General features: G+C 62.5%; 21 protein-coding genes. 10 read left to right on the forward strand and 11 right to left on the reverse strand.

Translation table 11 applies throughout. The features are described from left to right. Window positions 1–340 precede the first annotated feature (340 nt). Together RSO67_RS24235 and RSO67_RS24240 are read left to right on the forward strand one after the other, a co-directional pair. On the forward strand, window positions 341–1,633 hold the full coding sequence (locus RSO67_RS24235) for an adenylosuccinate synthase (RefSeq protein ID WP_315840908.1): 1,293 nt from the start codon (window positions 341–343) through the stop codon (window positions 1,631–1,633). Between the two features lie 53 nt (window positions 1,634–1,686). Beyond that, complete coding sequence (locus tag RSO67_RS24240) at window positions 1,687–3,285, forward strand: hypothetical protein (protein ID WP_315840909.1); 1,599 nt, start codon at window positions 1,687–1,689, stop codon at window positions 3,283–3,285. Window positions 3,286–3,386: 101 nt separating this feature from the next. Here RSO67_RS24240 and RSO67_RS24245 read toward each other — a convergent pair whose 3' ends face one another. Continuing rightward, on the reverse strand, window positions 3,387–5,249 hold the full coding sequence (locus tag RSO67_RS24245; protein ID WP_315840910.1) for a tannase/feruloyl esterase family alpha/beta hydrolase: 1,863 nt from the start codon (window positions 5,247–5,249) through the stop codon (window positions 3,387–3,389). 210 nt (window positions 5,250–5,459) lie between these two features. On the opposite strand from RSO67_RS24245, the gene RSO67_RS24250 reads away from it, so the two are divergent. After that, window positions 5,460–6,434, forward strand: coding sequence for a VOC family protein (locus RSO67_RS24250; protein WP_315840911.1), 975 nt, complete (start codon window positions 5,460–5,462; stop codon window positions 6,432–6,434). Between the two features lie 145 nt (window positions 6,435–6,579). Here RSO67_RS24250 and RSO67_RS24255 read toward each other — a convergent pair whose 3' ends face one another. The 3 genes from RSO67_RS24255 to RSO67_RS24265 all read right to left on the reverse strand — a co-directional run bounded on the left by RSO67_RS24255 (window position 6,580) and on the right by RSO67_RS24265 (window position 8,140). Next, on the reverse strand, window positions 6,580–6,768 hold the full coding sequence (locus RSO67_RS24255; protein ID WP_315840912.1) for a hypothetical protein: 189 nt from the start codon (window positions 6,766–6,768) through the stop codon (window positions 6,580–6,582). A 122-nt stretch (window positions 6,769–6,890) separates the two neighbouring features. Next, on the reverse strand, window positions 6,891–7,109 hold the full coding sequence (locus tag RSO67_RS24260) for a hypothetical protein (RefSeq protein ID WP_068731389.1): 219 nt from the start codon (window positions 7,107–7,109) through the stop codon (window positions 6,891–6,893). Between the two features lie 326 nt (window positions 7,110–7,435). Further along, window positions 7,436–8,140 carry a sensor histidine kinase gene (locus RSO67_RS24265; RefSeq protein ID WP_315840913.1) on the reverse strand — a complete coding sequence of 235 codons (705 nt, stop codon included), beginning with the start codon at window positions 8,138–8,140 and terminating at the stop codon, window positions 7,436–7,438. Between the two features lie 157 nt (window positions 8,141–8,297). Here RSO67_RS24265 and RSO67_RS24270 point away from each other — a divergent pair, with 157 nt between their 5' ends. Continuing rightward, entirely contained in the window at window positions 8,298–8,537 is a 240-nt protein-coding gene (locus RSO67_RS24270) for a hypothetical protein (RefSeq protein ID WP_315840914.1), read from the forward strand. Window positions 8,538–8,657: 120 nt separating this feature from the next. On the opposite strand, the gene RSO67_RS24275 is transcribed toward RSO67_RS24270, so the two are convergent. Continuing rightward, complete coding sequence (locus tag RSO67_RS24275) at window positions 8,658–9,095, reverse strand: hypothetical protein (protein WP_068731288.1); 438 nt, start codon at window positions 9,093–9,095, stop codon at window positions 8,658–8,660. A gap of 17 nt (window positions 9,096–9,112) precedes the next feature. On the opposite strand from RSO67_RS24275, the gene RSO67_RS24280 reads away from it, so the two are divergent. Then, window positions 9,113–10,255 (forward strand): hypothetical protein, encoded by a 1,143-nt coding sequence (locus RSO67_RS24280; protein ID WP_315840915.1) that lies wholly within the window; start codon window positions 9,113–9,115, stop codon window positions 10,253–10,255. A gap of 30 nt (window positions 10,256–10,285) precedes the next feature. Here the strand turns inward: RSO67_RS24280 and RSO67_RS24285 are convergent, their stop codons facing one another. Continuing rightward, entirely contained in the window at window positions 10,286–10,519 is a 234-nt protein-coding gene (locus tag RSO67_RS24285) for a hypothetical protein (RefSeq protein ID WP_315840916.1), read from the reverse strand. A 402-nt stretch (window positions 10,520–10,921) separates the two neighbouring features. Here RSO67_RS24285 and RSO67_RS24290 point away from each other — a divergent pair, with 402 nt between their 5' ends. The 5 genes from RSO67_RS24290 to RSO67_RS24310 all read left to right on the forward strand — a co-directional run bounded on the left by RSO67_RS24290 (window position 10,922) and on the right by RSO67_RS24310 (window position 15,566). Then, window positions 10,922–11,866 carry an AraC family transcriptional regulator gene (locus RSO67_RS24290; protein WP_315840917.1) on the forward strand — a complete coding sequence of 315 codons (945 nt, stop codon included), beginning with the start codon at window positions 10,922–10,924 and terminating at the stop codon, window positions 11,864–11,866. A 101-nt stretch (window positions 11,867–11,967) separates the two neighbouring features. Then, window positions 11,968–12,297 carry a hypothetical protein gene (locus RSO67_RS24295; RefSeq protein ID WP_315840918.1) on the forward strand — a complete coding sequence of 110 codons (330 nt, stop codon included), beginning with the start codon at window positions 11,968–11,970 and terminating at the stop codon, window positions 12,295–12,297. Window positions 12,298–12,419: 122 nt separating this feature from the next. Beyond that, window positions 12,420–13,625 carry an NAD(P)/FAD-dependent oxidoreductase gene (locus tag RSO67_RS24300; protein ID WP_315840919.1) on the forward strand — a complete coding sequence of 402 codons (1,206 nt, stop codon included), beginning with the start codon at window positions 12,420–12,422 and terminating at the stop codon, window positions 13,623–13,625. 139 nt (window positions 13,626–13,764) lie between these two features. Next, entirely contained in the window at window positions 13,765–14,682 is a 918-nt protein-coding gene (locus RSO67_RS24305) for an MBL fold metallo-hydrolase (protein WP_315844347.1), read from the forward strand. Window positions 14,683–14,819: 137 nt separating this feature from the next. Continuing rightward, window positions 14,820–15,566 carry an SDR family oxidoreductase gene (locus RSO67_RS24310; RefSeq protein WP_315840920.1) on the forward strand — a complete coding sequence of 249 codons (747 nt, stop codon included), beginning with the start codon at window positions 14,820–14,822 and terminating at the stop codon, window positions 15,564–15,566. A 124-nt stretch (window positions 15,567–15,690) separates the two neighbouring features. On the opposite strand, the gene RSO67_RS24315 is transcribed toward RSO67_RS24310, so the two are convergent. From RSO67_RS24315 to RSO67_RS24335, 5 genes are read right to left on the reverse strand one after another with little or no spacing between them, the layout of a single operon-like run. Beyond that, complete coding sequence (locus RSO67_RS24315; RefSeq protein WP_315840921.1) at window positions 15,691–16,746, reverse strand: ABC transporter substrate-binding protein; 1,056 nt, start codon at window positions 16,744–16,746, stop codon at window positions 15,691–15,693. A 2-nt stretch (window positions 16,747–16,748) separates the two neighbouring features. Continuing rightward, window positions 16,749–17,081, reverse strand: coding sequence for a hypothetical protein (locus tag RSO67_RS24320; RefSeq protein ID WP_315840922.1), 333 nt, complete (start codon window positions 17,079–17,081; stop codon window positions 16,749–16,751). Continuing rightward, entirely contained in the window at window positions 17,078–17,836 is a 759-nt protein-coding gene (locus tag RSO67_RS24325; protein WP_092138834.1) for an ABC transporter ATP-binding protein, read from the reverse strand. Before RSO67_RS24325 ends, RSO67_RS24320 begins: the two co-directional genes overlap by 4 nt. Continuing rightward, entirely contained in the window at window positions 17,833–18,639 is an 807-nt protein-coding gene (locus RSO67_RS24330; RefSeq protein ID WP_315840923.1) for an ABC transporter permease, read from the reverse strand. Before RSO67_RS24330 ends, RSO67_RS24325 begins: the two co-directional genes overlap by 4 nt. Continuing rightward, complete coding sequence (locus tag RSO67_RS24335) at window positions 18,636–19,457, reverse strand: ABC transporter permease (protein ID WP_315840924.1); 822 nt, start codon at window positions 19,455–19,457, stop codon at window positions 18,636–18,638. Before RSO67_RS24335 ends, RSO67_RS24330 begins: the two co-directional genes overlap by 4 nt. Window positions 19,458–19,571: the final 114 nt, after the last annotated feature.

Below are 19,571 nucleotides of genomic sequence, written 5' to 3' on the forward strand. Positions count from 1 at the left end.
CAACCGGGATGGCCGATCTCACGACCATGTGAGATTGAGAGGCATTCTCAGTAATCGGGCCGCGAGCGCTGCCGCAATCTCGCCACAACGCCCCGGATTTTCAGGGGATATCAAAGGTTTGCATGAGGCTAACGAGGCCATTTTCGGGGCGTTCGTGCTTGTTTTCCCCCCGCGCTTCCTTTATTCCCGTTTTGCATCGCAGACAGCGTCCTGGAAGACTTGGGTAACCAAGATCATTGGCCGCGTTTAGGCGGATGCCTGGGCGTGATCCGGCAAACGGCAGACCGTTTTCCGCGCTGATCACGCTTCGACGCGTGTATTTTCAGAGGACTAGCGCCAAATGGCCAATGTTGTCGTCGTCGGCGCCCAGTGGGGCGACGAGGGTAAGGGCAAGATCGTTGACTGGTTGTCGGATCAGGCGGATGTCGTCGCCCGCTATCAGGGCGGCCACAATGCCGGTCATACGCTGGTCATCGACGGCCAGACCTACAAGCTGGCGCTGCTGCCGTCGGGCGTGGTGCGCGGCGGCAAGCTCTCGGTGATCGGCAATGGCGTGGTGTTCGACCCGCAGGCCTTCGTCGATGAAGTCGCCAAGCTCCGCGGCCAGGGCGTCGATGTCGGCCCGCACAATCTGCGAGTCGCCGAAAACGTCACGCTGATCCTGCCGCTGCACCGCGAACTCGATGCACTGCGCGAGAATGCCAACAAGGCCACCGCCATCGGCACCACCCAGCGCGGCATCGGCCCGGCCTATGAAGACAAGGTCGGCCGCCGTGCTATCCGTCTGATGGATCTCGCCGATCTGCAGACCTTGCCGCACAAGGTCGATCGCCTGCTGACGCATCACAATGCGCTGCGCCGCGGCCTCGGCCTCGAAGAATTCAAGTCGGCCGATATCGTCAAGGATCTCGCCGCGTTCGCGCCGGTGCTGCTGCCTTACGCCGAGGCGGTCTGGCGGCTGCTCGACAGCAAGCGCCGCGAGGGCAAGCGCATCTTGTTCGAAGGTGCGCAGGGCGCGCTGCTCGATGTCGATCACGGCACCTATCCCTATGTCACCTCGTCCAACACCGTGGCCGCCCAGGCAGCGACCGGCACCGGCATGGGCCCGGGCGCGGTCGGCTATGTGCTCGGCATCTGCAAGGCCTACACCACGCGCGTGGGCCAAGGTCCATTCCCGACCGAACTGCTGAACGAGATCGGCGAAGAGATCGGCCGTCGCGGCAAGGAATTTGGCGTCAATACCGGGCGCAAGCGTCGCTGCGGCTGGTTCGATGCGGTGCTGGTGCGACAGACTGTCCGCACCTGCGGCATCAACGGCCTGGCGCTGACCAAGCTCGACATCCTCGACGGCTTCGACACCATCGAGGTTTGCGTCGGCTACAAGCTCGACGGCAAGGAAATCGACTATCTGCCGGCCGGCGAGGGCGCCCAGGCCCGGATCGAGCCGATCTACGAGACCATCGAAGGCTGGAAAGAGCCGACCGCGAACGCCCGTTCATGGGCCGATCTGCCGGCGCAGGCGATTAAATACGTGCGCCGGATCGAGGAACTGGTTGGCTGCCCGATTGCTTTGCTTTCCACGAGCCCGGAACGCGAAGATACTATTCTGGTGCAAAACCCGTTTGAGGCTTAACGAACTGTTACCGGATAGCCTCCAAATTGATGCACCCGCAACATTGAGTCGAGATGGCTGATTACTACCCGTTGATCGCCCGTGCCATCGCCGGACTGGACCCCAGTGCTCCCGGTGAGCAGCGGCGCGCGCTCTATGAGCGCGCCCGCACGGCTCTGATTGCCCAGTTGCGCAGTGTCGAGCCGCCCCTCAGCGAGTCAGAGATCACCCGCGAGCGGCTGTCGCTTGAAGAGGCAGTCCGCAAGGTCGAATCCGAAGCGGCCCAGCGCGCCCGCGACGCCTCGCGGCCGCCATCGGATGGCAAGCCGCGCGCTGGCGATGCTTTCCGTAATGCCGGGTCGCGTGCCGGTGCCACGCCGGCCGAGCCGTCGCCGCGCGGCCGTCAGCCGATCACGCCGACGCCGCCGTCTCCGCGTGCCCCGGAAGAGCCGCGTCCGCCGCGCACCTTGCGCGTCGATCCGCCGCCGATTCCAAAGCAGCAGTCGCCCAATGCCGGTGCGCAGGATCCGAACGGTCCGCCAACCCGCGAACGATCAGGCACGCCGCGCCGCTCCGATAACAACACGCCGCCGCCGGCCCGCAACGATCGCGGCGACCAGGGCGATGCCGCGATGCGCGGTTTCCGCGACGTCACCGCCGATGTGGACGATCTCGGCCGCGCCGCTGCGCAGGCCAATCGTGCGGCGCGCAAGACCTACGCCAACGTGCCGTCGCCGACGCCGGAATTCGATCGTCTCGAACCCAGCATGGAAGCGCGTAGCGAGGCTTTCGGCTACGACGAGACAGCTTACGATGAGCAGGCCGGCGACGAGTCGCAGGTGCCACCGTCGCGCATCAAGGATTCCAAGGGCAAGAAGGCGAAGCCGCCCAAGCCTCCGAAGCCGAAGCGCGTTAGTGGCGGTTTCCCGTTCAAGACCGCGCTTCTCATCGGCATCGTGATGATCCTGATCGGCGCCGTGATTCTGGGATGGCCGACGATCAACAAGATGGTGCGCGGTTTCGCCGGCGGTTCGGCGCCCGTCGTCACCGACAACAAGGATGCGCCGCTGGCGCCGCGGCCGAAAATCGCTGATCGCGTCGGTCAGCCGTCCTCGTCGGATCAGATCGCGCCGGTTGCACAGCGCGTCGTTCTGTATGACGAGGATCCGGCTGAGCCGAAGGGCCGGCAATATGTCGGCACGGTGGTCTGGCGCACCGAGCAGATCAAGGGCACCGGCGGCAAGCCTGGTGACATCGCCGTGCGCGCGGACATCGAGATTCCGGAACGCAAGTTCAAGATGACCATGTCGTTCCGCCGCAACACCGACACGTCGCTGCCCGCCAGCCACACGGCCGAACTGACTTTCGTGCTGCCGCCCGATTTCGCCGGCGGCGGTATCGCCAACGTTCCGGGCGTGCTGATGAAGTCGAACGAGCAGGCGAGGGGCACGCCACTGGCGGGCCTCGCGGTCAAGGTCACCGACGGCTTCTTCCTTGTCGGTCTCAGCAATGTCGAAAGCGATCGCGCGCGCAACCTGCAGCTCCTGAAGGAGCGGTCATGGTTCGACATCCCGCTGGTCTATGCCAACCAGCGCCGCGCCATCATCGCCATCGAGAAGGGCTCGCCCGGCGAGCGTGCCTTCAACGACGCCTTCGCGGCCTGGGGCGAGTAACTTCTAAGAAGCCACACACTGTCATTCACAGGCGCACCAATTGGTGCGCCTGTGGGCGCGCTCTTGCGCGAACCCGGAATGACAGCTGTTGAAAGTGCCAGCTACTTGCAGCCGAAACTCGCCGCCTGCGTTATCGCTCCGCCATTCCACACCGTCCGCAGCGGATAGACGCAAGCCGGATAGCTCAACTTGCTGTCGCGCGACGTCAGTGCGATCTCGCCGGGAGCCATACCCTTCTCGACCCAGTCCGTCAGCGCGGTGAAGAACTGATCCTGCTCACGCGTCGGCGTCTGGTTGGCATTCCCCGGCAGTTTCGGCAGCGGCACGGAATCGTTCTGTCCGCTGACCGTATAGGCCCGGCCCTGCGAGCTGTGGGCCGAGCCGGGCAGCAGATACATCCGCATGAACTTCTGCACCTCGGTATGGCCGCCCATCTGCGCCGCGACGCGCTCGTGATAGTTGACGTTGCCGGCGGGCGGGATCGCGTCATCGACGAGGCCGCTATAGACGACGATCTTGCGGCCGAGATCGCGCAACTTGCCGAGATCCGCCTTGTCGGTGCCGAGATTGCTGAACAGCGTCGCTTGCAAGGCGAGGTTCTTGTTCACCGCATCGGCCAGACCGGCATAGCTGAGCTCCTGCCACTTGTTGCGTTCGGTAGTCGAGCCGTTGTTGAACGGAATGTCCGACGGGTTGGTGGCGCTGGCATCGGCGGCGTAGCGGACGTCCTTCAGTGCCAGGGCCACACTGCCGGCGGCCGTACCGGTGATCTGGCTGCCGATCGCAGTGGTCCTGGTGAAGGCCCACCACACCTGCTTCGTGCCGAGCGCCTTACCGCTGCGGCTGTCGGAGCTTTGCGCGGCGTCGTAGCTGCCATCGGGCGTTGCGCCGAACCAGATCCTGTCGAGCGCCATCGCTTCCTTGAGGCTCATGCAGGTTGCCGCATCGGCATTGCTGCCGGTGACGCCCTGGCCGGCCTCGCCGCTGCAGAGGGCCGCGGCATCGCGTGCGGGATCGTAGTCGCAGACGAACGGATCGAGCAGGAAGCCGAGCCCGGCCTGGTCGCAGGCGGCGAGGGCGCGCTTGTTGGCGGCGTTGATCTTGGCGGCGAAGGCGCTGGCTTTCGGTTTGTCGAGTGCGGTGAAGCCGAGTTCGGTCTTCATCACGATCTGCGGATACAGCGCAGCCGTGCCGAATTGCGGGATGTTGAGCGCCGGCTGCGCGATCATGTAGCCGTCATAGAGCTCGGGATAGTCCTGGGCGATCTTCATACCCTGCCGGCCGCCCTGCGAGTGGCCATCGTAATAAGCGTAAGCCGGCGCCTTGCCGTAATAGAGCGTGGCGAGCGCCCTGGTCTTGACGGCCTGCTCGACCAGGGCGCGGACCGAGAAGTCGCGAAATCCTTCGGTATTGATCTTGCCGTCGGAGAGAAAGGTGAAGGAGCCGTCCTGATACCAGGGTTGTCCAGCATCGGTGGTGCCCGAGGCATAACCCATATTGGCGTTGACGAGGGCGGGCACCTTGCTGCCGATCTTGTCGGCATAACGATGGCCGCCGCCGACCCAGCCGCCGCCGCCGTAATTGCGGATGCGCGTATTCCAGTTCGCCGGTGTTGGCAGCCAGACCTCGATGCCGATGCCCTCGGACCAGGAGCGCGCAGCCTTGTCCTTTTCCGCCGTGAAGCCTGGCCCCACCAGAAGCTTCACAAGGCACATATCCGCCGCCATGGTAATCGGGCGAGGCGAATCCTGTGCGATCAGTTCCTCGCCCTTCTTGATCGCCCGCACGGCCACCACGGTGGTGGCCTCATCCGGATGAAATGCGGTCTTGATACCGTCGTCGCAGGCGAGCTGTTGTGCGGAAGCGGGGGCGGTGGTGCCGCATAGCGCAGCAAACAAGGCCATCGCCGTCACGATGGCACGCGCGCGGTTATCATCACGGATGATGTGGGGGGCTGTCGACATGGCGTTTCCCGTCTGTTTTATTTTTGAGTTGGGGTGAGTTCTCCTCACTTCGCTTCTGCGATCAACTACCAAAACGATGTCGGAACGTAACATTATGTTAAAAAAGGTCCCGTGGATTGGGCCTACAGCGATGTGATTTGACCCCGTATGGTTGCCTGCTATCCACAATGATCCGCTCTTGAACCCCTTCTGCCGCCATGGACCCCCCGCATGACCACGCGCCGACAGGTGATGAAGCTCGCCGCCTTTGCTGCCAGCCAGACCGCGTTGATGGGCGCGGTGCGTGCCGAGGGCGGTGTCGATCTTGGCGCGGCCGTGTCGGCTGCGCTCCCCTTCGCGCAACAGACGCCGATGCGTATCGGCGCGGCGGCGTTGCGCGTCCGCGACCTCGGCAAGATGCGGATCTATTACACAGACCTGCTGAAGCTCGATACCATCAGTGCGGACAAGACCGAGGTCGTGCTCGGCGTCGATGGCGTGGCGCTGTTGCATCTGATCCATCGGCCCGATGCGCCGCTGGAAGCGCAGACCACCGCCGGGCTGTTTCACACCGCGTTCCTGATGCCGAGCCGCGCGGACTTCGCGCGCTGGCTGGTCCATGCCGCGCTGGCGCGCACGCCGTTCGACGGCTTTGCCGATCATCATGTCAGCGAAGCGTCCTATCTCACCGATCCCGAGGGCAACGGCATCGAGGTCTATTCGGACCGGCCGCCGTCGGCGTGGAAATGGACCGGCGACATGGTGACCATGGGGACCGACCAGCTCGATATCGACAATATCGTGGCGCAGACGGACACGACCCGCGATCAATATCACACCGCGCCGAAGGCGCTGCGTATCGGCCACATGCATCTACGCGTCGGCGATGTCGCGCGTGGGCGCAATTTTTATGAGGGTCTGATCGGCATGGAGCCGACGCGGCTTGGCCGGCCGGGTGTCGCATTCCTGTCGTCAGGTCGCTATCACCATCACATCGGCATCAACACATGGCAGAGCGCTGGCAGCGGTCCGCGCAATGCGCAGGAGACCGGGCTGGCCTGGTTTTCGCTCCGGATTGCCGATAATGCCGTGATGGCCGACCGCAAGCACCGTCTTGCGGCGGCGGGTCTGTCAGGCGAGTCGATCACAGATGGCATTGCGATCGCCGATCCCTGGGGCACTCAGGTGCGGCTCGTGAAAGCGTAGAATTTGAAACTCGTCATTCCGGGGCGCGCTCTTGCGCGAACCCGGAATCCCGAAATGTTCTAATTACATCCAGATTCCGGGTTCGCGAACGTCACCTGACGGCGCCGCTTCGCGACCCGGAATGACAGCTTCAATCGCGACAGGCCTACGCCTCAGCCAATTCGAAATACCGCGGCGCGTCGCGCCAGCCATGGGCTGCAGCGTGGAGCGCCTTGGCGCGATAGTCCAGTTCGAGATCGCAGAGCATGCCGCGCATTTCCAGATCGCTCTCCTCGCGGGCGAGGCGGTTGCAATTGTCCGCGCGATCTCTGAAATAATTTTCTGACATAATCATCGGTATCGTTTTCCATCGGCTTCGATGGAACTTCGCTGTCCGGTTTGGCGAAGACGTGGCGGCATGCCATCAAATACGTGGCAGTTCCCGCTTTTCGCGTTGCGAAAGATTGCGCAGCAATGCTACGGCGCGCCGTTCGCGCCTGCGGTCACGGCGTGCGACACGAGCGCATGGGCATCAGTGATGCCGCCGGCCGCATGGCGCACGATGGTCTCCGCCATCATCGCCTTCGTCGCCGGCGTACGATGCTGTACGGCGATCTGCTGCACGGCGATATCCAGCACCTGGCGCAGCGTGGCCACATAGTTTGCGTCGAACTTCGGTGTCGGGTCGGTTGTCATGATACACTCCGTCGTCTCGAGCTGCGCGGACCATGCTGACGCATTGGGGCGTATCTTGGTCCGTGCGATGAAACGTCGATGACGGCTAGTGACATTGTTTTGAAGTTAGAGCGTTGAACCTTCATGCGGTGTTGCGCGACATCCCGCCACGCGCAGTATGACTTGCGCATTCGAATAAAACGCAGTGCAAAAATCTTCAGGATTTGTGAAACCCGCGTGACATCGCGTGCACATTCGCGCGATCGATCACGATGCGGCTTTTCTGAATGTGGTGTTTAACTGACGCTAGGTCATTCTTTCGCAGGCTTGCGGCGTGACACTCGCGCCTAGCGTTCCTGCATGATGCTGAGCGGAATGTTGACCTCGCAGCTGAGGCCATCGGGATCGAAGCGCAGGCGTGCTTCGCCCTGCAGCTGCCCGGGCAGCGCCTGTTCGATCAGACGGCTGCCGAAACTCTTCCGTGACGGTTCGATCACCGGCGGTCCGCCGCTTTCGTTCCAGCGCAGGATGAAGCGCTTCGGCGTATCCTGCGTCGTTGACCACGAGATCGTGACCCGGCCGGCCGGCGTGGACAGCGCGCCATATTTGGTGGCGTTGGTGCAAAGCTCGTGGATCACCATTGACAGCGACATGGCAGGCCCGGACGAGATGGCGAGGGTGTCGCCGGTGATCGTGAACTGATCGAGGCTCTTGGATTGGAATGCGCGCACCGCGCTCTCGATCAGCGAACGGCAGCTCGCGCCGGTCCAGGTCTCGCGGATCAGCAGATCCTGCGCCACCGCCAGCGCCTGCAGGCGATCGCCGATGGTCTTGGCAGCTTCTTCGAGGCTGCCGGCCGTGCGCAGGCTCTGCGATGTAATGGCCGACACGATGGCAAGGGTGTTCTTGACGCGGTGATGCAGTTCACCGATCACCACTTCCTGCAGCTTGGCCGCGATGGCGAGCGCCTGCGCATCGACGCCAGCCTTCGCGAGCAGTTCCTTGAGATAGTCAGGCTCGTTCTCGATCGAGCGCGGCAAAGGAATGGTCATTCCCCGCAGTAACAGGTTGGTACGGTTCCGTACATTGCAAAGGTTGGGCTGTATGGGACGGGAAGATGCCTCTTTCTATGCCTGATGGTTCCGGCGAGATGGTTCGATCCTTCCGCCCTGGCGCATGCTAGCCTCGTGCACATCACCCGGAGGTTTCATGGAAAAACCGCTCAGGACTGCGAACGAGCTGGAGGATTTGATCAAGCAGCGGACGATCCACCTCTTCGGCCCCTGGCCGAAGGCGATGACCTTGTTCGTGTTTGAGGAGCGCATGGGCTGGAATGTCAGCATCAGTTCCGCCGACACGGATGGCAACGCGTTCTATCGCAGCCAGGCGTTGGGCACGGCCCTGGTGCTGCAGGACAAGTTCAATCTCAGTCAGCCGGTTGCCAGCTGACCTGCCCATGTGCGTTCAGAACGGGTGCGCACGCGAGAGGCTGCCACGGTCCGTTATTCCGCAAAGAACGGCCCGCCATGTTTGAAACGCGCCGCAGCGCTCCGCTTATGGGCTCGCCGCTTACCGCAGCGAGATGGCGAGGCCCGAGAGATCGGCATTGACCATCAATCCGGTCTGGCGACCGCTGAGTTCCAGCAGCGCGCCTTTCTCGTTGGTGAGCACTATGGCGCTGACGCCGCGGCCGACGGCAGCACCCGCGCCGCCTGCGCCATAGACGCCGGCCACATCGCCCGGGCTGTTGATGCGGCTGACGCGGCCGGACAGATAGGTCTGCGATGCGCCGAATACGAGGCCCGCGCTCAAGCCGCCGATCGACAGTGGATAGGTCCGGCCGCGAAAGGTCAGCGTGCCCGAACCGCCCGACGCGCCGATGAACCAGCCGCCCTTCAGCACATTGATGCGGATCGTGCCGCTATCGGCGAAAGCCGCGGAGGACAGGCTTGCGCCGATCAGCGCGAGGGCGGCGACGAGGGTGGTGCGGAAAAGCGAGCGCGACATGGGATTTCCTCTGAAAAATGATTCGTTGGGCGCAAGGCGAGGCCGGCACAATCCAGCAAAATGGTTGCGGGGTCCATGGGCTCGCGAGCGGCGAGGGCGCTGCAATTGACAAATGCAGGTCCCGCCAAACACACTCGGCCATGGCCAGGACCGTCCTCTTCCTCTGCACCGGCAACTACTATCGCAGCCGCTATGCGGAAGAACTCTTCAATCACCTGGCGCGCCGTGCCGGTCTGGACTGGGAGGCGACGTCGCACGCCCTGGCCATCGAGCGGGGCAGCGACAATGTCGGCCCGATGGCGCGACAGACCATCGACGCGCTGACCGTCGATGGCATCTCGCCCCTTGGCGCGTCGCGGATGCCGGCGGTCTGCACGCATGATGCGCTTGCAGCGTCCGATATGGTCGTGGCCGTGAAGGAGGCAGAGCACCGTGCTTTGCTCACCGAGCGCTTTCCGGGCTGGGAAGACCGCGTGACCTATTGGCACGTGCATGACATCGACGTGGCGCCTCCCGAAGTCGCGCTGGGCGAGCTGAAAGCGCATGTCGCGCGTCTGGTGCGTGAGCTGGCTGAACCTCCCCATACGAGCCTGATCGCTTCCGCCATGTGGCAACTCGTCGAACGCCATATGGGGCACGTCGGCTATAAAGGCGGCGTCAAGTCCGAAGGACTTGCGTGGGAGCCACCGGTCATCGATTGCTCCGGCTGGGCTGCGCTGCTGCTGTCCAGCGCGATGCAGGCGATGAATGATGCATCCAAAAGCGGCGTCTTCAGCACCAGTGAGATTGCCGGGATTTCGACTTGGTCCGATCGCATGATCGAAGTCATCGAGGCCCGCACCGGGTTTATTCTCGAAGGCGATCGGATAGATCTCGAAAGCCTGCCGCGTTTTGCCACCATCGGCTTGCGACAGGGTGGCGGAGCATGGGCCGCGAACCATCCGCGGCCACGCGGGATTACCCATGTGGTTCAGATCGTGCGCCGCCCCGATGACGATGCGCCGTTCGTGACGGAGTCGCAGGGCTGGGCAACGCCCTCTGGTCTCCGGTTGCTGCCGCTGGCGGATTGGCTTGATATCAGCCGCGTGTGGCTCAAATCCGGCGAAGCGTGGGCGGTCGATCCGTTTGCGCCGTGCGTGCATCGCGCAGGCGTGGCGTAAAGCCAACGCCTGCGAATTGCGAAGACCGCATCAATTGATGCTGTGAAAGAACCACTTCACCAGCAACACGCCGCTGCCGACCGCCACCACCGCGATCCCGTAACCGGTCAGGATGTCGCCCTGCGTGCCGCCAAATGGCCACAACGCGGCAACGCAGAGGCCGATGGCGAATGTCAGCATGACGTAAAACAGAATGCCACGCTCTTCCGGCTTCGACGCCAGCGCCTGCATGATGAATTCCAGAAGGGGACTTGGCTCGGACATCGACTACGGCTCCTCGTCCGATGAGACGCGGGAGCGGCATGTCGGGTTCAATGATGGCCTGTGCCCGGTTCTGGACCGGAAAGAGCAGCAGATCGAACGGCTTCGGTCCAACAGCGACGAGTTCGGGCGCCTCGCTTGAGCTCGCGCCGATCGTGTCCAGGCCATCATTTTTGAATGAAAACTGCACGTCCGCGCGTCGATTGCACAAGAAGCCAAGGAAAACTCAACGGCAATTCAAGGTGCCTACAAGGCTTTCCGGCCCGTACGCGCGCATTCTGGCAGTGCTTTCAGGAGCAAGGCCACGGATGGCCCGAACAATCGGAGGAAGGTCATGAGGATGATCGTCATGGGCGGTACAGGTCTTATCGGACGCACACGAACGCCTGATGCAGGTGCACGTCCATGACCAAGCCTCACGATCGTTCGAATGACCCGGTAGCCGCATCTGAGGCGCCCCAGGAAACTCCGTCCCATGCCGAGCGGCGTTCTGCCGGTGCGGAGATGTCCCGCGTGCTCGGGACCACACCATTTCACATGGCTTTGGATTCCTCCGGTGCCGGAATCACCCACTGGAAGCACGAGCCATTGCACGACGTCGTCGAGCCCATGACCCATCACGTCATCATGGCTTACAACGGTTCGATGCAGCGCATGGAGCGGCGGTCAGGAAGATCGGTTGCGATTGGAACGTTTCGTCCCGGTGTTGTGATCATCATTCCAGAAGGATCAAGCTCCCGATGGGATATTCCGAAACCTGTTGATGTCGTTCAGCTCTATCTTCCGCACAGAATACTCGAGCGCGTTGCCCACGAAGCCGACATCGCCGCTCCTGGCGACCTTCTGGAGCGAACGGCGCATCCCGATCCCATCACATCGCGGTTGCTCATAAGTGCGGCGGACGTGCTGGAGGGCAATGCGGCCCTGGATGCCCTGTTCAGGCAGCAAGTGACGGATCTTCTGGCCACGCGCCTGCTGGCTGCGCACACCGGCGCGCCAACTACGTTCCAGCAGACCATGGGTGGGCTGGCGCCGAAGACGCTGCTACGCGCCATCGAACGTTTGCGCTCGGACAGCGATACGGACGTCTCTCTTTCCGCCCTGGCCTCGGATGCCGGCCTGTCGCGCTTTCACTTCTGCCGCGCTTTCAAGGAAAGCACCGGGCTTTCGCCACATGCCTGGTTGCGCCAACACCGGCTCGAGCAGGCCATGAACATGCTGCGCGACACCGACGCATCGGTCGTGTCGGTGGCAGCGGCGCTTGGCTATGCCTCGCAGACAGCCTTCGCAGCGGCGTTCAGGAAGCTGACCGGAGAAAGTCCAAGCGATTGGCGCCGACGGACGCGTTAGCCGCAATCTCTCGACAGGTACGTCAATCGCTCTGGGGCAGTTGCAGATCCGATCAGCTAGATCATCACCGTGCCCACGCCAATAACGGACGGAGACAGACAATGGCCTGGAAGACCTTCGTCGACCCACTTGCAATGATACCGCGACGGAGAGTCGTCACGAGCTCTCTGATATATGGACTTTCACTGACCATTCGACTGACGACATCGACGGGGGAAGAGGCCGAGAAGCCAGCGCAGACCGCGCAAGACAGCACTCCTTCGTTGTCCATCATCGTGAGCGACGACATCCAGGTTTTGAACGACCGGTCGCTGACGTCCGCTCAGCCGATCATCTTTCACCGTGACCGGCCGCTGGTTCCGCGGATCTGCCGCGCCGAATGTGAACGTCCCATGCAACTGGCGTCGATGCTGGACTGTACCCCGCCATAGGGGCTCACTTCGTCGTTTCCCTTCTTCGCGTCATCGTTGATTGCAACAAATTTGCCGCAGGTGAGAAGCGGCGGCGGTGACGCGCGTACTGCCGAGCAACTTAAACCCAAGGAGAAAATCACATGCGAATAGTCATCATAGGCGCCGGCTTCGCCGGCATGTACGCCGCATTGTCAGCAGCCCGCCTGCGCGACATCAAGGGCGTTTCGCCCGAAGAGCTCGAGATCGCGCTGGTCGCACCCGAGCCGACACTGGTCATTCGCCCGCGGCTCTATGAGCCGAAGCCCGAAACCTTGACGGCGCCTTTGCTGGATGTTCTCAAGGCCGTCGATGTCGTCTATATCAAAGGCAGCGCCGAGGCGATCGACACAACGTCCCGCACGGTGCAAGTCGCGACCGCCAACAATAAGCGACAGTCGCTCTCCTACGATCGGCTGGTCGTGGCGACTGGAAGCCGGTTGTTCCGCCCGAATATTCCCGGCCTCGCGGAGCATGGCTTCAGCGTCGACAATCTCGACGATGCGATCGCGCTCGACAAGCATCTGCATAGCCTGGCCGATCGGCCGGCATCGAACGGACGCGACACCATCGTCGTAGCCGGCGGCGGCTTCACGGGAATCGAAGCGGCGACCGAGATGCCGGCGCGGCTTCGCGCGATCCTCGGCAAGGACGCCCGGCCGCGCGTCATCATCGTCGAACGAAACAGTGCGATCGCTCCCGATATGGGCGAGGGTCCACGTCCCATCATCGAGGAGGCGCTGCGCAAGCTCGGTGTGGAGACCCGGCTCGGTGCCGGCGTTGCCTCGCTGGATGCATCCGGGATCACACTGTCCGACGGCGAACGTATCGAGACTGAGACCGTGATCTGGGCGGCAGGCATTCGCGCCGCGCCGCTGACCACGCAGATCCCCGCCGAGCGCGACAATTTCGGCCGGCTGCTGGTTGACCGCGATTTGCGCGTACCCTCGGTGCCCGGCGTCTTCGCTACTGGCGATGCTGCCAGAGCGGCCAGCGACGATGTCGGCAACTACGCGCTGATGTCGTGCCAGCATGCGACGCGGATGGGTGCCTTTGCCGGCAACAATGCCGCCGCTGAATTATTGCGCATGGCGCCCAGGCCATATCACCAGAAGGCCTACGTCACCTGTCTCGACCTCGGCGAAGCCGGCGCACTGTTCACGCGCGGCTGGGATCGCAAGGTCGAGATGGTTGGCGACGTCGCCAAGAAGACCAAGCAGGAAATCAACACCGTCTGGATTTATCCGCCGAAGCCCGAGCGTGCTGCCGCTCTCGCCTCGGCCGATCCGGAGCATGTGACCGAAGTCTAGCCACCTCACACAAGAAAGGACCGTGCTCCATGCAGGAGCGCGGTCAGCTCTCACGATCAACCAGGAGGACCCACAGATGACACAGACGATTCAAGCCACTCGGAAAAACACCTCGCAAAATACCCAGAAGGAGAAACACATGAACCTTGATACGACATCAGCCCCCGCCAAGTCGGGGCGTAACGAACTGGTTCCGTCGCGCTATGCAGTGAAGATCGGCGACATCGACGTGCTGGTGGTCAGCGATGGCGTGCTGCCACTCCCAACCTCCATGTTGGGACATAACGCAGACCCTGCCGTCCGGGCCGCCTGGATGCGTGACATGTTCCTGCCGCCGGACGCTTTCGACTGGCCGCTGAACGTGGTCGTCGTGCAGAGTGGCGAGCAGACCATTCTTGTCGACGCCGGGCTGGGATTGGACCCGGACCTACATTTGCCGCGGGCCGGACAACTGATCCAGCGATTGGCAGCTGCCGAGATCGATCTTGCATGCGTCACTGATATCGTGCTGACGCATTTGCATATGGATCATATCGGCGGACTTCTCGTCGAAGGGGTGAAGGATCAATTGCGTTCGGATCTGCGGATCCACGTCGCTGCCGCCGAGGTCGAATTCTGGAAAGCGCCCGATTTCTCTCACACCCAAATGCCGCCGGGATTCCCGGACGCGCTGCGGGCGACCGCCAAGCGGTTCATGGCCGAATATGGAAAGCATTTCCGGACATTCACGGACGAGCACGAACTGGCGCCGGGAGTCATCGTGCGTCGGACCGGCGGCCACACGCCCGGACACAGTGTCGTCCGCTTGGCATCCGGCGGTGACGCGCTGACCTTCGCCGGCGACGCCGTGTTCACGGTCGGGTTTGACCAACCCGATTGGCACAACGGTTTCGAGCACGACCCCGAAGAAGCAGCGCGCGTGCGGACCCGTCTGTTGCGGGAGCTGGCGGCCAGCGGCGAATTATTGGTCGCGACCCATCTGCCATTCCCGTCCGCCGGCCACGTGGCGATCGATGGCGATGCGTTTCGCTGGGTTCCGATCTCCTGGGACTACTGATCGCTTGCCGGGTTAGGACCGGGGCGCGTTCTCTTCGCTAATGAGTGCGCGCCCTGGTTTTAGCAGCGCCGATTCAGAAGAACTGCACAACAGTAGCGGGACCAAGCCGCGTCATCTTGGCGAGAAAGAGATTGAAAATGCAGAGTGAAAAGGTCGTGATTGTGACGGGCGGCAGCTCCGGCATAGGGAAGGCGGCGGCGCTGCGCTTCGCAAGGGAAGGCAACAAGGTGTTCGTGACCGGCCGCCGTCCCGGCCCTATCGAAGAAACGATTGCCGAGCATGCGAACATAGCCGGCATGGTGGCGGATGCAGCCTCCGCCGAAGATGCCAAGCGCACAATCGCCAAGACGGTCGATCTTTGGGGCAGGGTTGATACCTTGGTCAACAATGCGGGCGCAGGTGCCATCCTTCCGCTGGCAGACGCGACAGCCGATCGGATCAGGGACATTTTCTCCGTCAATGTGCTCGGCCCAAGTCTCCTCGCCTCTGCTGCTCTTCCTCACCTAAAGGCAACACGGGGCACGATCGTTAATGTCTCGAGCACTTTCGGTCACAAGCCGGTGGCTGGACTGTCTCACTACGCCGCCAGCAAGGCGGCCTTGGAGCAATTGACCCGCTGCTGGGCGCTGGAGCTTGCACCGCTCGGCATACGCGTGAACGCCGTGGCGGCAGGGCCTACGGAATCAGGCGCGCTGACGGGCATGATGGGGCTCTCCCTGGAACAGGCTGCGGCAATCAAGGAACAGGAGCGTGCGCGCATACCGCTCGGGCGGCGCGGCGTTCCTGACGACCTGGCAGAATGGATCGTGAGGCTTTCGAGTCCCGCTTCGGAATGGATGACGGGCCAGGTTGTTGCTATCGATGGCGGCCTGGGACTGGCTTAGTTGCAGTTGACGTTGCGGACAAACGTGAGCTGGTCGCAAAAGTGCGACGCTGCTAGCTGGTGTTTTCGAATGATGCATCGATCAAAAAAAGGCGGTCCGTAATTGGGCAGACCGCCTTCTTTATTCATGGCTTGAACGTGAAATCCGGTCCGATAGCCACCTCAGCCGGAATGGGCGGCAAATCGGCGAAGAGTTCCGGATGCTTCTTCATGACATTCAGGATCGGCTTGGCGTCGATATTCTTGTTGACGTCAAAGGTTGCCTTGAGCACGCCGAGGCGCTGAAGCCGGTCCTGTGCGCTCCACATTGCCTTGTAGCTGTTGGCCGACAGACGCCGGTCGAGCTGCTGGACATTGAATTCCATGGCGGCTTCGGCGATCTCCGGCTTCAGGCCGGGAATCCAGCGGGTGCCGATCTGCGCGGCGGCCTTGGGATTCTTGCGCATCCACTGGTCGGCCTGTGAGGTCGCGGCCAGGAATTTCTCCGTCGTCTCCGGATTCTTCTCGACCCAGGACCGAAGCGAGACGACATAGCCGAGATAGGCGATGACATCGCCCCCGCGGATCACTTCGAAGGCACCGGGGACGTCTTTCCGCGCGATGATCGGCCACGGATCCCAGCCGGAAAACGCATCGATGCCCTTGGCGAGCAGCGCGACAGTCATATCCGGCGGCGGCGTGTTGACCAGCTGAACGTCGTCGGGCTTGAGTCCGGCCTTCTCCAGCAGCGCCAGGATGTAGAGATGGTTGATGGTGCCGAAGGAGGTCGCAATCTTCTTGCCCTTGAGGCTCTTGAGGTCACCCTTGACGATGCCCGATCCCTCACGGGCAATGATCGCCATGGTCGCATCCGAACCGGATTTGGTGGCGCTGCCGCTGTAATTGCCGAGCGCCACGAGATCCATGCCGCGCAGCACGGCGCCGATCATCGGAACGCCGACCTGCAGGATCTCGGTCTCGCCAGCCTGCAGCGCATTCAGCGCATCAACGCCGGTCGCGTAGGGGCGTGCGATGGTGACATCGAGGCCCTGCTTCTCGAAATAACCGCGCTCCAGTGCCACCGGGATCGCCAGCATGTCGATGGCACTGACCATGCCGACATTCAGTTTCGTCAATGTCTGCGATTGTGCGGGCACGCAAGCCAGCATCACAGCCGTTAAGGCCCATAATATGCGTTTCAAAATCAGTCCTCCTCTTTGATTGGCCTCACGCTCGTGACCCAATAAGGCCGGGCAACCGCGTTGAGGTCCGTTCGTTTCACACCCCTTAGTCCGATGGAATGATCGTCGGCTCCGGCGATCCGCCCATACTTCTGAAACGCCAGAACGTGAAAACGCTCCGGCGTAAACGGCATATCGATCTGGATATTGACCTTGTCGGACGCGCCGGCGAGCTCTTTGGAGATTTTGCCCGGCGCCTCGATGCTCAGCCAGCCCTGAAACGCGGCCCACACGGCAATGACAGCGAGCACCACACGCCCGCGCGTCGAACGAATGACATCTCGCGCGATACTCATGCAGCTCGCACCATTTGCAGCACCTGCGCGGATAGACGCTTGAAGGTTTCATCCTCGATCAGTTGATCCCAGACGCGCGGACGCGGAAGATCGACCTTGATCTGATCGAGCACGCGGCCCTTGGACAGCACGACGACGCGGTTGGCGAGGAACACGGCCTCCGCCACATCATGGGTAATGAAGATGACGGTCGGCTTGCGCTCCTGCCAGATCCGCGTCAGCTCTTCCTGCAGTGTCATGCGGGTCTGCGCATCGACGCTGGCGAACGGCTCGTCCATCAGCAGCACGGCCGGATTGTTGGCCAGCGCACGGACGACACCGACGCGCTGCTGCATGCCGCCGGACAGTTCGTTCGGGTAGCGATCCGCGGCATGCGAGAGGCCGGCGAGCGCGAGATATTCCCGCGCGGTGCGGTCGCGCTCGTCCTTTGGCACGCCGCGCATCTTCGGGCCGAAGCCGACATTCTCCAGCACCGTCTTCCACGGGAAGAGGGCGAACGACTGGAACACAACACCGCGATCAGGACCCGGCCCCTTGACCAGATTGCCGTCGATCAGGATTTCACCGCCCGTATAGGGGATGAAGCCCGCGATCATGTTCAGAATTGTCGTCTTGCCGCAGCCGGAGGGACCGACGACTGAAACGAATTCACCCTGCTCGACGTCGAGCGAGACGTCCTGAACGGCGGTGACCTGCGATCCCGCATAGGGATCGAAATAGGTCTTGCGAAGATTTTTGAGCGACAGCGTTTTCATGACGTTACCAATCCCCACCGCTGGCCCGTTGCGCGCTCGATCGGCGCAAGGATCCAGGCATCGACGATGTACCAAAGAATTCCAAGAACGATCATGCCGAGCAGGATCTCGACCGTTGAGCCGGCACGACGTGCATCGAACATCATGAATCCGATACCGCTGGTGCCGACGATGATCTCCACCGCGATCAGCGCGCGCCAGCCATAGCCGAGGCCATTGCGCAGGCCGGTGATGATGTTCGGCAAGGCGCCGGGCAGTGTCACTTCCCACAGCACCCGCATCGGCGACGCGCCGAGGCTCTGCGCCGCACGGGCCAGATCGCGATGTACCGACTGCACGCCGAGCACGGTGCTCAGCACGATCGGAAACAGCACGGTGTAGACGATGACAAAGGTCATGGTGGTGAGGCCGAAGCCGAACCAGATCAGCAGGATCGGCAGCCACGCAATGTCGCCGATAGCCTGAAAGAACAGCAGCACCGGCCAGCAGATGCGATGCGCGAGGCGGCTGGAACCGATCAGGATGCCGAGCGGAATGCCCAGCGCGACGCCGATGGATGCACCGAACAGCAGCCGGACCAGACTGTCCTGCAGATAGTCCGGCAGAATTCCCTTGTAGGTGAGGGAGATGAACGACCGCATCACATCCACCGGCGCCGGGAAGAAGGCGCGTGGAAACATGCCTGAATTGGCGACAATGCTCCAGATCGCCACCACGGGAATAAACGGCACGATGGTCGCGATAATTGGCCACCGATGCGTCGCGCGGACGTAACCGCTCCAGAATTTTAGTGCAATGTTCATGTGCGTCTCACCAGTCCCCATCGCTCGATCGTCGCGCGTTCCAGCGGAACGAGCAGCAACCGGTCGATGAATAGCCACAACACGCCAATGACGATCATGCCGAGCACGATCACTTCGGTGCGATAGAAGTCACGGGCGACGAACAGCATGTAGCCAAGCCCAACATTGGTCGCGATCATCTCCGCCGCGATCAGGCCGCGCCACGCGAAGCCGAGCCCGGTGCGCACGCCTGTCACGATGTTGGGTAGCGCACCCGGCAGCAGCACTTCGGTGAGCAACGCCCATCGTCCGGCACCGAGCGAGGCGGCCGCATTGCGGATTGTCATCGGAATGGTGGAGACACCGAGTAGCGTGTTGTAGGCGACCACAAAGAAGACCGCGTTGAAGATCACGAAGATGATGGCGCCGAAGCCGTAGCCGAACCACAATGTCGCGATCGGTATCCAGGCGATGCCGGCAAGCACCGAGAAGAAGCGAAACAGCGGTGTCAGGAACGCCGAGACCGCAGGGCTCACGCCCATGGCGATGCCAAGCGGGACGGCGACGAGCACGCCGAGAAACGTGCCCAGTCCGACACGCAGCATGCTCGCGCCGATATGGCGGATGAGCGAGCCATCGCCGATCGCGGCAACCGCTGCTTCGGCCACCGAGCCGACCGACGGAAAAATTCGCGGATTGACATTGAAGAGCGGGACCACGATCGCCCAGATGGCGACGAGCACCAGCAAGGGCGCCACGAACAAGGTTGCGCCCACCAGCGAGTTCATGCCGCGCCAGGCGACGCGGGACCGCACTTTTTGACCGGGCGCAACGAGCACGCGACCTCCCTTTGACCAGCGTTCTGGCCGCTTTATTTTATCTGCGAGGCTCTCGGCTACGCAGTTTGGTACTCAAATCTCGTCTGCGAACGGCGGCACTTTGCCGCCGTCCTG

This window comes from Tardiphaga sp. 709 (assembly GCF_032401055.1).
Taxonomy (GTDB): Bacteria; Pseudomonadota; Alphaproteobacteria; order Rhizobiales; family Xanthobacteraceae; genus Tardiphaga.